Source organism: uncultured Allobosea sp. (assembly GCF_945957345.1).
GTDB lineage: Bacteria > Pseudomonadota > Alphaproteobacteria > Rhizobiales > Beijerinckiaceae > Allobosea.
Window position 1 is genome coordinate 1 of the sequence record NZ_CAMFKW010000016.1, and the last position, 12,647, is coordinate 12,647.

Consider the following 12,647-nt stretch of genomic DNA (forward strand, 5'->3'; position numbering starts at 1 on the left):
GGCGGGTGTTGGGCAGTTCGATACCGATCGCGTTCTTGCCCTGAACCACCGCAACGCGCGCCGACACCGCGCTCATCGAACGCGCGATGTCGTCCGCCAACGAGATGACACGGGAGCTCTTGATGCCGGGGGCGGGCTCGAGTTCGTACAAGGTGACCACCGGACCCGGGCAGGCCTGGACGATCTCACCGCGGATATTGAAGTCCTCGAGCACGCCTTCGAGCAGGCCGGCATTCTGCTGGAGCATCTCGACCGGCATGGTCTCGGCCTGCTCCTGCGGCGGCTCGGCCAGGAACTCGATCGGTGGGAGCTGGAAGCCGGCATCCTGCACGACAGGCAGTTCGACGAGGCGGAGCTTGGCCCGGAACGGGGTGACCTTGGCCGATTCGACCGCAACCGGCTCGGGACGAGCGGCTTGAGGCTGAGCGGGCTCTGGGTGAACAGGCTGAGGTTGAACGGGTTTGGGCAGAGCAGGCTTGGGCTCGACCGGGGGGCGCGTGCTGCGCGCCAGCGGTACGCCGGGCTTTACCGCGACCGCGGGCTCGGCCGAAAGCGGAGCCTCGTCCTCGATCACGGGCGCTTCGGCCGCCGGCACCGACCAGGACGGCGTCGCGATCTGGAAGCTCACCTGATAGCTCTGTCCCCAGCCGAAACCTGACCAGGCCGGTGCAACGACCGGAGTGGTGATCGGCAGCGGCGCGGCTTCGCGCATCGCGACCGGCTGCTCTTCAAAAGCGATGGCCGGGGCATGGGTCATCACTTCCGCCGCCATCGTCGGAGCGACGGGATCGAACGCGAAATCGGCATCGTCGCGCTCGGCCTCGGGCACGCATTCCCAGAAGGCGTGATCCGAGATGAAATCGAGCGGCGTCGCGACATCCTGCTCGGGGTGACCGACGATCTCCACAGGCGCCTCGAACGCCATGTCGAGGGGCTGCATCTCATCGACGAAGGCGTTCTCGTCCGCGTCGAAGGTCAGCTCGAAATCGGCCGGCTCGTCCATGACGGGTTCGGGCGCGAGCTCGGCACCGGGCGCGCCCCAGACCTGCCGGATCAGGTGATCCGGCGTGCGCCAGAAGCGGACGCGGCTTTCGCCCGGAACAGGAGCGTTCGGGGACAGGCTGATGTCGAAGCGCTGTCCGAGGACCGGCGAAGCGGAGAGCTCCCGCTCGGCCTGCGCCAGCTTGCGCTGGGCATCGGCAGAGCGCGAGGGACGAACATAGGTCGGCCAGAGACTGGACGGTGCCGGCTCGGACCGAATCGGCTCTTCGGCCGAGAGGTTGGGCGTTGCGGATGGTGCGGCCTGCTGTGGTTGAGCGAGGCGATTATCCTCGGAAACGACGGCGTTCGCGCGGCGGAGACGATCCAGTTTTTGCATGGGCTTAGGCGAACACTACGCTTCGTTAACCTGAGACCCAGTCCTAGCCCGGCAGGGTTAAGAGACCGTTCCGGCGGCCTCTCTTTCGATGTCCGAAGCTGGCGCGATCAGCCTCGCCGCAGGCGTCAGCGCGCCTGCTTTTCCGCGGGCGGCGCGGTGGCGTCATCGTCCTGGAGCACGCGCCAGGCAGCGCCTTCCAGATCTGCGAACTGGCCCGATCTCATGCACCAGAAGAAGGCACCAAGTCCGAGCAAACCGAGCCCGAGCGCGAGCGGGAACAAGATCACGATGATGTTCATGCCTCTGCCTCCGGTGATGGCTTACGGCCGCGGGCGCGCATGGCATTGAGGGTTACCACCAGCGACGAGCCCGACATGGCAATTGCGGCGACCAGCGGGGTCGCCAGTCCAGCGATGGCGATCGGCACCGCCACCGCATTGTAGAGCACGGCAAACCACAGGTTCTGCAACATCAAGCCGCGCGCCTTCCGCGCAATGCCGAGCGCGGCCGAGACCGGTGCGAGGCTGTCGCCGAGGAAGACGATATCAGCCGCGGCCTGCGCGAGATGGGTGGCGCTGACCGGCGAGATCGAGACATGGGCGCCTGCCAGCGCCGGCGCGTCATTGAGTCCGTCGCCGACCATCAGTACCTTGCGGCCATTCGCCGCCATGCTGTCGAGCAGGTTCAACTTGTCGGCCGGTAGCAGCCCGGCCTGCACATGTGTGATGCCGAGCGCTGCCGCGATCGGCGCGACGGCCTCCGGCCGGTCTCCGGAGAGGATCGCGATCTCCAGCCCTGCAGCCCGCAAGGCATCGATCGTCGCGCGTGCACCCGGGCGCAAGCGCTGCCCGAGCGCCAGGACGGTGCAATAGGAGCCATGGCGATAGGCGATCAGCGAAGCGCCCGGATGGAGAGCCTTTACCGAGACCGCCTCGGCTTCGGCATCACAGAAGGCGAGGCTGCCGAGGCGTTGCTCGTCGTCGCCTTCCCCAGCCGACAGGCCGTGCCCACGCTCCTCGCGGATATCCGTTCGGGGAGCGGTGGCGCCGAGTGCGCGGGCCAAAGCCTGTGCCAGCGGGTGGGTGCTGGCTGCTGCGAACGCACCGATCTCCGCCCGCCGTTCGGCCGGCAGCGCCTCAGGATTGAGGATATCCGGCTCGGGCAGCGTCAGTGTGCCCGTCTTGTCGAAGACGGCGATATCCGCCTCGGCCAAGCGCTCCAGCGCATCGCCCTCCTTCAGCATGATCTTGCGCTTGAACAGGGCGGAGGCCGCGACGACCTGAACGGCCGGGATCGCGAGGCCGAGCGCGCAGGGGCAGGTGATGATCAGGACGGTCACCGCAATCATCAGCGCCTCGGGCCAGCTCAGCCCCCAGGCGAGCCAGCCGAGGAAGGTCGCGGCCGACAACGTATGGACCACCGGAGCGTAGAGCCGCGCCGCACGGTCCGACAGACGGACGTAACGCGAGCGGCTACCGACGGCCTGATTCATCAGCCGGTCGATCTCGTCGAGCAGCGTGCCTTGACCTGCTGCCTCGACACGGATGGTCAGGGCGCCCGTCAAGTTCAGCGTGCCGGCATGGACGCGCTCGCCCAGCCCGATCGCGGCCGGCGCGGTCTCGCCGGTGACGAGGCTCTGGTCGAGTTCGGAGCGGCCGGTCTCGACGATGCCATCGACCGAGACGCGCTCGCCGGGGCGCACTAGGACGCAATCGCCGGGCTCAATCGCGGCGATCGGCGTGATCGTCCAATTGCCGTCGGCGGCGAGCCTTGTCGCGGTCTCGGCCTTCAGCGCAGCGAGATTGCCGGCGAGATCGCGGGTGCGGCGACGCATGAGCTGGTCGAGATAGCGCCCGATCAGCAGGAAGAAGAGCAGCATGACCACGCCGTCGAAATAGGCGTGGCGGCCATGGGTCCAGGTCTCGGCGACGGACATGGCGAGCGCCAGCACGACGCCGATGGTGATCGGCACGTCCATGTTGACGGCGCCGGCCTTCAGGGCGCGCAGCGCGCTCTCGAAGAAGGGCCGGCCGGCATAGGCCGCCGTCGGCAGGGCGATCAGCGCCGAGAGCCAGTGGAAGAAATCGCGCGTCGTCGGGTCGATATCGCCGCTATTGCCGGCCCAAACCGCGACCGAGAGCAGCATGATGTTCATCGAGGCGAAGCCGGCAACGCCGAGGCGGCGCATCAGGCTGCGTTCCTCGCCGGCAGCGTCATCCTCCTGCCGCTCGGCCACGAAGGGATAGGCCTTGAAGCCGAGCGCGCCGAGCTTGTCGACGACGGCTTCCGGCCGCAACAGGGCCTCGCGCCATTCGACCGAGACGCGCTTCAGCGCGAGATTGACGCGGGCGCCGAGGATGGCGGGCTCGCGGGTAAGCCCGTTCTCGATCGCGTGCATGCAGCCGGCGCAGCGGATACCGTCGACCGCGAGCTCCATGCTGGCGATGCCGCCATCGCGATGGCGCACGAAGACGGATAGGTCCTGCGCCGCCATCTTATGTCTCCGGCAGGGTGACGCGACTGCGCGAGACGAAAACGACATCCTCGCCTCGCCGCGCCTGCAACTCGAGGATCCAGGCACCGGCTTCGATATGCTCGAAGCCCGCCTCGTAACGGCCGGGCTGGCGCTCGCTCAACGCAATGGCATGATCGCGCGCCGAAGTGGCCGGATGGCGCAAGCGCGCCGTCGTCGCGAAGCCCGAGAGTGGCTGGCCGAGACGGTCCGCCAGCGTCACAGCAAGCGTGGCGCCTTCACCTTGCCTCGCGAGGTTGGCCGATGCCTTCCAGCCGCGCGCGTCGCGCTCATGCTGCCGGGTGATCGCCTCGTTGAAGTGCTGGCTGTCCTCATAGGCGCTGCGCGTCTCGACGCCCGGCATGGTGCGCAGCGCTACGGTGAGGATCGTCGCGTTGACCGAGATGATGACGCCGAAGAACAGCACCAGCATGGCGGCGACCATACCGCCGGTCAGCCTGAAGCGGCGGCGCGGATGCGGGGCGGCAGGGGTGTCGCAGGACATCAGGAAAACTCCGCAGCAGCTCATGGTTTGCCTCCGGACGCCATGAAATGGTCGGTCGCGCGCACGGTCTCCCCGGCGAAGAGATCCGAGGCGGTTATGGTGATGGCCTGCGACGCTTCGAGCGGCACGCCGGCCGGCACGGTGACGAGCACGCGCACCTCGCGCGAGGAATCCGGGTCGACGGTCACGACAGGCCTGACATCGGCGGTGGGTGCCACTCCGACCGCCTCGATGCGGATGCCGGGCAACCCGTCGACGGTCAGCGCGAAGGGGCGCGGCTCCGGGCGCTTGTTGAGCAAGCGGATCGCATAGGCGTTGCGGATCGAGCCATCGCTCAGCGTCACAAAGAGCGGAGCGCGCTCGTGCAGCACCGAGATCTCAGCGGTGCGGCGCGTCGCGAGCTGCCAGAGCATGGCGCCGCCGACCACGGCGATCAGCACCGCATAGATCGCCGTGCGAGCGCGAAACGGACGGTAGATGGCGGGCAGCTCGGCAATGCGGCGTTTGACGTTGTTGTCGGTGTCATAGGCGATCAATCGCTTGGGGCGGGCGATCTTGGCCATGACGGTGTCGCAGGCGTCGATGCAGAGCCCGCACTGGATGCAATCGAGCTGGGAGCCCTCGCGGATATCGATGCCGACCGGGCAGACGGCGACGCATTGGTGGCAGTCGATGCAGTCGCCGGCCGGCGCGCCCTGCGCCTTCAGCTTGAGGGCCTGCTTGACCGAGACGCGCGGCTCGCCGCGATCGTAGCGATAGGTGACGTTGAGCGCCTCGTCGTCGGTCAGCGCCGCCTGAATGCGCGGCCAGGGGCACATGAACTTGCAGACCTGCTCGCGCATGATGCCAGCGAGCGAATAAGTCGTAAAAGTCAGGATCGCGATCCAGACATAGGCCGAGACCGGCGCGGTGAAGGTCGCGAGCTCACGCACCAACGTCGGCGCATCGGCGAAATACAGCACCCAGGCGCCGCCGGTCCACCACGCGATGACGATCCAGACCGTGTGCTTGGCCACCTTGCGCCAGAGCTTGTCGAGGTTCCAGGGCGCCTGGTCCAGCCGCATGCGCTCGCGCCGATCGCCCTCGAAGAAGCGTTCGACGACGAGGAAGAGGTCGGTCCAGACCGTCTGCGGGCAGAGATAGCCGCACCACACCCGGCCCGCGACGGCATTCATCAGGAAGAGTGCGAAGGCCGCCAGGATCAGAAGGCCAGTGAAGTAATAGACCTCCTGCGGCCAGATCTCGATGAAGAAGAAGTAGAAGCGGTTATTGGCGATGTCCGCCAGCACCGCCTGGTTCGGCAGGTACGGGCCACGGTCCCAGCGCAGGAACGGCAGCAGGTAATAGATGCCGAGACACAGGAAGAGGATGAACCACTTCGCGCGCCGGAACGGGCCGGACACGCTCTGCGGATAGACCTTCGCCGATGCAGCGAAAAGCGGGATGTCGTCGGGATCGGCCCCGGCCGTGCTCACGCTACCGTCCTCCCCCCAACGAGTGGACATAGACGGTCAAGGCCTTGATCGTCGTCGCGTCGAGGCGCCCGCCCCAAGCCGGCATCACGCCGCCCCGGCTGTTGGTGATGGTCTCGGTCAGCGAGGCCATGTCCATGCCGTAGAGGGTGATCGCATCGGTGAGATTGGGCGCGCCCATCTCCTGATTGCCCTTGCCGGCCTCGCCATGGCAGGCGGCGCAGTTGTCGGCAAAGATCTTGCGGCCGAGGGCGAGATCGACCTTAGGCTCGGTCGAGAGGCCGGCAAGCTCGCGGACATGATTGGCGACGGCGACGATCTCGTCGCGCTTGAGCAGGCCGTCGCGGCCGAAGGCGGGCATCTGGCTCACCCGCGTCTCGTCATTGCCGGCGACGCGGATGCCATGGGTGATGGTCTGCTGGATCGCGTCGAGCGAGCCGCCCCAGAGCCAGTCGTCGTCGTTGAGGTTCGGATAGCCCTTGGCACCGGCGCCGCCGACGCCGTGGCAGCCTGCGCAGTTGTCGCCGAAGGCGGCCTTGCCCTGCGCCATCGCGATCTGGAACAGGGTCGGGTCGGCCTTGATCTGCGCCGGCGTGGCCTCAGTCATGCCGGCGGCCTGGACGGCGCGCTGGGCCTTCAACTGCGCCATGTCGGCGCTGATATCGGCGCGGCTGGCATAGCCGATCACGCCTTTGGTGGTGTCGGTCAGGAGCGGCCAGGCGGGATAGACGATCCAGTAGCCGAAGGCCCAGACGATGCAGGCGTAGAACATGCCGAGCCACCAGCGCGGCAGCGGCGTGTTGAGCTCGCGGATGCCGTCCCATTCATGGCCGGTGGTGGCGATGCCGGTGTGAGGATCGACATGCGGGGCTTCGTGATGCGGATCCATCGTTCAGTCCTCGCGCAGCGGGTTGAGCGCGGCTTGCTCGAAGCGGGCGCGGTTCCTGGGCCAGAAGGCGTAGAGGCAGACGCCGAGAAAGACGGCGACGAAGTAGAGAAGACCGGCGGACTGGGCGAAGCCGGCGAGCCAGTGATAGGTCGTTTGCATGGCAGCCTCGCTCAACGGATGTTGGCCTTGTCGTCGTAGAGCTTGAAGTCGACCAGCGTGCCGAGCGCCTGGAGATAGGCGATCAAGGCGTCGGCTTCGGTGATGCGCTGCGGGTCGCCGTCGAAATCGCGCGACTGCGCCTTGGGGTAGCGCTTCTCCAGATCGGCCTGGCCGGGATGATCCGGGGTCGCCTGCGCTTTCAGGTCGCTCTGCGCCTGCGCGATCATCTCGTCGCTATAGGGCACCCCGCCGGCGCGGTTGGCGCGCAGATCGTCGGCGATATCGCTGTAGTTCAGCTCGGTCTTCGCCAGGAAAGGATAGCCCGGCATGATCGACTGCGGCACGATCAGCCGCGGGTCCATCAGATGCAGGCGATGCCATTCGTCGGAATACTTGCCGCCGACACGGGCGAGATCCGGCCCGGTGCGCTTGGAGCCCCACTGGAAGGGCTTGTCGTACATGCTTTCGGCCGCGAGCGAGTAGTGCCCGTAGCGCTCGACCTCGTCGCGCAGCGGCCGGATCATCTGGCTGTGGCAGAGATAGCAGCCTTCACGGACATAGATCGCGCGACCGGCGATCTCGAGCGGCGTATAGGGACGCATGCCCTGCACGGTCTCGATCGTGTTCTTCAGGTAGAAGAGCGGCGCGATCTCGACGAGGCCGCCGATCGAGATCACCAGCAGGACGCCGATGAGCAGGACGATCGAGTTGGTCTCGAAGATCTTGTGCTTGGCCCAGAGCGACCGGCGCGCGGGCTTGTGTTCGATGCTCGTCATTGCCGGAAACTCCTCAGACGGCCATGGCCAGCGGTGCCGGCGCCTCATCCACGCGCGGCATCTCGGCCGCGCTCTCGGAGCGCACGGTCATCCAGAGGTTGAAGGCCATGATCAGCGCGCCGATCAGGAACAGGGCGCCGCCCAGTGCGCGGATCACATAGAAGGGGTGCATCGCCGCAACGGTCTCGATGAAGGAATATTCGAGGAAGCCGAGCGAGGTGTAGGCGCGCCACATCAGGCCCTGGAGGATGCCGGAGACCCACATCGCGCAGATGTAGAAGACGATGCCAAGGGTCGAGATCCAGAAATGCCAGCTCACCAGCCTGAGCGAGTAGAGGCCCTTGCGGTTCCAGAGCCAGGGCACGAGGCAGTAGATCGCGCCGAAGGAGATATAGGCGACCCAGCCGAGCGCGCCGGCATGGACGTGGCCGATGGTCCAGTCGGTGTAGTGCGACAGGCCGTTGACCGCCTTGATCGACATCAGCGGGCCTTCGAAGGTCGACATGCCGTAGAAGGCGAGCGAGACCACCATCATCCGCAGGACGGGATCGGTGCGCAGCCGGTCCCAGGCGCCGGACAAGGTCATGATGCCGTTGATCATGCCGCCCCAGGAGGGCATCCACAGCATGATCGAGAAGGTCATACCCAGCGTCTGCGCCCAGTCGGGCAGCGCGGTGTAGTGGAGATGGTGGGGACCGGCCCAGATATAGATGAAGATCAGCGCCCAGAAATGGATGATCGAGAGCCGGTAGCTGTAGATCGGCCGCTCCGCGCGCTTGGGCACGAAATAATACATGATCGCGAGGAAGCCGGCGGTGAGGAAGAAGCCGACCGCGTTATGGCCGTACCACCACTGGAACATCGCATCCTGCACGCCCGACCAGAGGCCGTAGGAGCGCGGCGACAAGACCGAGACAGGCACGGCGACATTGTTGCCGACATGCAGGACCGCGATGGTCAGGATGAAGCCGAGATAGAACCAGTTCGCCACATAGATATGCGGCTCCTTGCGCTTTATCACCGTGCCGAGGAAGACCAGCAGGTAGACCACCCATACGATGGTCAGCCAGAGATCGGCATACCATTCCGGCTCGGCGTATTCCTTGCCCTGGGTGATGCCCAGCAGGTAGCCCGTGCCGGCGATGACGATGAAGAAGTTGTAGCCGAGCACGACGAACCAGGGCGACAGGATACCTGCGAGCCGCGCGCGGCAGGTGCGCTGCACGACATAGAAGGACGTGCCGATCAGCACATTGCCGCCAAAGGCGAAGATCACGGCCGAGGTGTGCAGCGGCCGCATCCGGCCGAAATTGATCCAGGGCAGGTCGAAATTCAGCGCCGGGAAGGCGAGCTGCGAGGCGATGAGCAAGCCGACCGCGAAGCCGGCGATGCCCCAGACCATGGCGGCCACGGTCGCGAACTTGACCGGCTCCATGTTGTAATTGGGCTTGCCGTCGATCTCCTGCGGCTCGACCGGGGCTGTGCCGTCGAAGCAGCGATTGGCGATCAGGACGATGGCAGCGGCCGATGCCAGGACGCCGAGCACGGCATGGAAGGCATAGCCGGAACTCTCGGTCAACGCCGCGATGATGATCAAAGGCAGCACGCAGGCCGCCGCGATCAGCATGCCGATCATTTCGCCGACAGTTGCCTGCCTGACAGGGCTTGCCGTTGCCGTCACATCCGACTCCCGCTTCGTCGCCGGCGCATGAGCGCGCCATTCGCGGAATGGCTTAGCGAGCGGGAGAAGGCGGGGCGTTGATTCAGGTCAAGGGCGGCGGCGCGCAGGGTGCGGCGTCGCGGCGCAGACTCAGGCCGCGACGGCGCTCATGCGCTCGGGGTTCATCACACGCACACCGCCGGGGACGATCAGGATCGTCTTGTCCTTGGCGAGACGCGTGAAGGTGCGGCTCACCGTCTCGATGGTCAGGCCGAGGAAATCGGCAATGTCCTGCCGCGTCATCGGCAGCGGCACGGTGACCGAAGGCTTGCCGAGCCTGGCCCAGCGCTGCTGCATGCCGAGCAGGAAACAGATCAGCTTCTCCTCGGCGGTCCGCCGGCCGAGCAGCATCATCTGCTCGTGAGCCAGCGTCAGCTCATGCGTCGCGAACTCGTGCAGGCGCTTCAGCAAATGCGGCTTGGCATCGACCAGCGCGGTATAGGCGCCGCGCGAGAAGGCGCAGGCCGAGACCCCGCCGATCGCATCGGCCGAGAAGCCATAGGCATCGCGCATCGCGAGACCGAGGAAATCGCCCGGCAGGGCGAAGCCGACGACCTGACGTCGGCCATCCGACAGAAGCTTGTAGAGGCGCACGACGCCGGCCGTGACGTTGTAGACGGAATGCGCCTCGCGCCCCTGCGTGAACAGCGTCTCCCCGGAGGCGAAATGCGTGGGATGCGCCAGCGATTCCAGCAGCGCCAGCTCGTCGTCGGACAGCGACGCGCAGACGCTGACCAGGCGAACCATGCAGCTGCGGCAATTGCCCTCGCCACGGTGCGCAGCGCTACAGGCCGAAGGATGACAGTTCACGATCGCATCTTCCCACTTATCGAAAAGACCATAACCGACGCGGACAAGGTCACAAAGCACGCTTCCCGCCGCAGCCGGCGAAATTGATCCAGATCAATGCGACACTGCGCCTCTCGCAACCACCGTGCGGCCCTGAATTCGGGAGAGGCCACGGTGACGGGCGATGATATCTTCGAGGTCGCGCGCATCGCGCCGGCCGGCGCCGACACGGTCTTCAACCTCGTCGCCATGCTGCATCCGGAGGTGACGCCGGAAGGCTGGGCCGAATTCGTGCGCGACAATTCGCAGGACGGCGCCAGGCCGCGCGGCGTCTTCGCCTTGCGCGACACGCGGGCCATGCCGCATGCCATCTTCACCTTTCGCGTCGCGCAGACGATCGCGGGCAGCGCCGCGCTGGAAATCTCGGAACTCGCGATGCTTCGGCTACCCGGCACGCATCTGGTCAACGCGCTGCTGCGCTTTGCCAATCAGCTCGCCGTTGAACTCGACCTGCCCCGGATCGCGATCTCGCTGGAGCGCTCCGCCGCCTGGCCGCAGGACCATGACGCGCTCCAGCGCTCAGGCTTCCAACTCGACCGGATGATGGTTCTGGGCCGGGCGCAACTGGCGCCGACAGCCACCAATTGACCTGCCTCAAACCGGCAAGCGAGCCGGATCAGCGCCCGTTGGCCTTCCGCCAAGCCGCGAAATCGACCTTGGTCTGCTCCTCCGTCGCTGGGTAAAGGCCGAGGATCGAGCGGCCCTTCAGGACCTCCTCGGTGACGAAATCCTCGAAGGCGGTCATCTCGACGGCCTCGGCCGCGACCTCGTCGGCAAGATGGGCGGGGATGACGATGACGCCCTCGGCATCGCCGACCACGACGTCGCCGGGCCAGACCGCGACATCGCCGCAGCCGACCGGCACGTTGATATCGATCGCCTGATGCAGGGTCAGGTTGGTCGGGGAAGACGGGCGGGTATGGTAGCTCGGGAACGGCAGCCCCGCGATCTCGTGGGAGTCGCGAAAGCCGCCATCGGTGACGACGCCGGCGACGCCGCGCTTCATCAGGCGCGAGACAAGGATGCCGCCGGCCGAGGCCGCGCGCGGGTCCTTGCGGCTGTCGATCACCATCACGGCGCCGGGCGGACAATCCTCGACCGCCTTGCGCTGGGGATGGGCGCGGTCCTGAAAGACCGAGAGCGGGTTCAGGTCCTCGCGCGCCGGGATGTAGCGCAAGGTGAAGGCCTCGCCGACCATGGTGCCGGCACCGGGATTGAGCGGGCGGACATCCTGGATGAACTGGTTGCGCAGGCCGCGCTTGAACAAGGCCGTGCAGAGCGTGGCGACGGAGACCCCGCGCAGCTTCTCGCGGGTTTCCGGCTTGAGACTGGGCATGCGCTCACCTTCTTCCGTCCTGGCTCCCGCCGGGCGGCAGGCAACGGAGAGGTTCCCGCGATCCGACCCGCTTTGTAAAGGCAGCGCGGGGCGCGAAAAACGCAACCCCGCCCCTGCCTTCTCAGGGGCCGCCTATTTACCCCAGCGTAGCGCCAGCGGATCGAGCTCGCGCGCCAATTCGATCAGGCCTTCGCGGGTCTTCGGATGCAGCGGGGTCAGCGGATGGCGCACGGCTTCCGACTTGATGACGCCGCCCTCCTTCATCACCGCCTTGGCCGAACGCAGGCCGCACTGGCGGTTCTCGTAATTGATGATCGGCAGGACGCGGGCATAGAGCGCCGCCGCCTGCTTGCGGTCGCCAGCGGCATGGGTCGCGATGATCGGCTTGATCAGGTCCGGGATCATCGCCGAGGTCATGGTGCCGGTCGCGCCGGCATCGAGATCCGCCATCAGCGTGATCGCTTCCTCGCCGTCGAAAGGGCCGACCACGGCATCGCCGCCGGCCTCGATCAGCGCGCGCAGCTTATTGGCCGTGCCGGGCACCTCGATCTTGAAATAGCGGACGAGCGGAACCTCCTTCGCCAGCCGGATCATGAAGGGCACGGTCATGGTCACACCGGAGAGCGGCGCGTCCTGCAGGATGATCGGAATGCCGCAGGCATCGGCCACCGCCTTGAAATGCTCGATCATGCCCTGCTCGTCGGCCTTGAGCAGCGCGCCGTGATAGGGCGGCATCATCATCAGCATCTTGGCGCCGGCATCGGCTGCGGCCTTGGCGCGGGCAGCGGCGATGCGGGTCGCGAAATGCGAGGTGGTGACGATGACCGGGACGCGGCCCGCGACCTGCTCCAGCGATAGCCGCATCACCTGTTCGCGCTCCTCGTCGGTGAGCAGGAACTGCTCCGAGAAATTGGCGAGGATGCAGATGCCGTCGACGCCCTGGTCGACCATCAGGTCCATGACGCGCTTGTTGCCCTCGACATCGAGGTCGCCGTTCTCGTGGAAGATGGTCGGCGCGATCGGCAGGATGCCCTTGTAGGGTTCGGTCATG

At 66.6% G+C, this 12,647-nt stretch carries 13 protein-coding genes; 1 reads left to right on the forward strand and 12 read right to left on the reverse strand.

Annotated elements, in window-relative coordinates; all coding sequences use genetic code 11:
• The 10 genes from Q0Q36_RS10105 to Q0Q36_RS10150 form a co-directional block, all read right to left on the reverse strand.
• Window positions 1-1,378 (reverse strand): DNA translocase FtsK (locus tag Q0Q36_RS10105; protein ID WP_293797839.1); only part of this gene is annotated, 1,378 nt, incomplete at its 3' end.
• Window positions 1,379-1,503: 125 nt separating this feature from the next.
• On the reverse strand, window positions 1,504-1,677 hold the full coding sequence (ccoS, locus tag Q0Q36_RS10110; RefSeq protein ID WP_293797841.1) for a cbb3-type cytochrome oxidase assembly protein CcoS: 174 nt from the start codon (window positions 1,675-1,677) through the stop codon (window positions 1,504-1,506).
• Window positions 1,674-3,872, reverse strand: coding sequence for a heavy metal translocating P-type ATPase (locus tag Q0Q36_RS10115; RefSeq protein ID WP_293797843.1), 2,199 nt, complete (start codon window positions 3,870-3,872; stop codon window positions 1,674-1,676). Before Q0Q36_RS10115 ends, ccoS begins: the two co-directional genes overlap by 4 nt.
• Window position 3,873: 1 nt before the next feature.
• Window positions 3,874-4,395, reverse strand: coding sequence for a FixH family protein (locus Q0Q36_RS10120; RefSeq protein ID WP_293797844.1), 522 nt, complete (start codon window positions 4,393-4,395; stop codon window positions 3,874-3,876).
• A 20-nt stretch (window positions 4,396-4,415) separates the two neighbouring features.
• Window positions 4,416-5,900 (reverse strand): cytochrome c oxidase accessory protein CcoG, encoded by a 1,485-nt coding sequence (gene ccoG, locus Q0Q36_RS10125; RefSeq protein ID WP_293797846.1) that lies wholly within the window; start codon window positions 5,898-5,900, stop codon window positions 4,416-4,418.
• Entirely contained in the window at window positions 5,872-6,756 is an 885-nt protein-coding gene (ccoP, locus tag Q0Q36_RS10130; RefSeq protein ID WP_293797847.1) for a cytochrome-c oxidase, cbb3-type subunit III, read from the reverse strand. The genes ccoG and ccoP overlap by 29 nt, the downstream gene beginning before the upstream one ends.
• A 3-nt stretch (window positions 6,757-6,759) precedes the next feature.
• Entirely contained in the window at window positions 6,760-6,915 is a 156-nt protein-coding gene (locus tag Q0Q36_RS10135) for a cbb3-type cytochrome c oxidase subunit 3 (protein ID WP_293797848.1), read from the reverse strand.
• Between the two features lie 11 nt (window positions 6,916-6,926).
• Window positions 6,927-7,691 (reverse strand): cytochrome-c oxidase, cbb3-type subunit II, encoded by a 765-nt coding sequence (ccoO, locus tag Q0Q36_RS10140; protein ID WP_293797849.1) that lies wholly within the window; start codon window positions 7,689-7,691, stop codon window positions 6,927-6,929.
• A 13-nt stretch (window positions 7,692-7,704) separates the two neighbouring features.
• Window positions 7,705-9,318 (reverse strand): cytochrome-c oxidase, cbb3-type subunit I, encoded by a 1,614-nt coding sequence (gene ccoN, locus Q0Q36_RS10145; protein WP_293797962.1) that lies wholly within the window; start codon window positions 9,316-9,318, stop codon window positions 7,705-7,707.
• A 183-nt stretch (window positions 9,319-9,501) separates the two neighbouring features.
• Window positions 9,502-10,158 (reverse strand): helix-turn-helix domain-containing protein, encoded by a 657-nt coding sequence (locus Q0Q36_RS10150; RefSeq protein ID WP_293797850.1) that lies wholly within the window; start codon window positions 10,156-10,158, stop codon window positions 9,502-9,504.
• Between the two features lie 216 nt (window positions 10,159-10,374).
• Here Q0Q36_RS10150 and Q0Q36_RS10155 point away from each other — a divergent pair, with 216 nt between their 5' ends.
• Window positions 10,375-10,848 (forward strand): hypothetical protein, encoded by a 474-nt coding sequence (locus Q0Q36_RS10155; RefSeq protein ID WP_293797851.1) that lies wholly within the window; start codon window positions 10,375-10,377, stop codon window positions 10,846-10,848.
• 28 nt (window positions 10,849-10,876) lie between these two features.
• Here Q0Q36_RS10155 and Q0Q36_RS10160 read toward each other — a convergent pair whose 3' ends face one another.
• Both Q0Q36_RS10160 and Q0Q36_RS10165 read right to left on the reverse strand, forming a co-directional pair.
• A complete protein-coding gene (locus Q0Q36_RS10160) occupies window positions 10,877-11,596 on the reverse strand; it encodes a ribonuclease activity regulator RraA (RefSeq protein WP_293797852.1) in 720 nt (239 codons plus the stop codon).
• A 132-nt stretch (window positions 11,597-11,728) separates the two neighbouring features.
• The gene (locus Q0Q36_RS10165; RefSeq protein WP_293797854.1) at window positions 11,729-12,646 is read right to left on the reverse strand and encodes a dihydrodipicolinate synthase family protein; all 918 of its coding nucleotides are present in this window, start codon (window positions 12,644-12,646) and stop codon (window positions 11,729-11,731) included.
• Between the last annotated feature and the right edge of the window lies 1 nt (window position 12,647).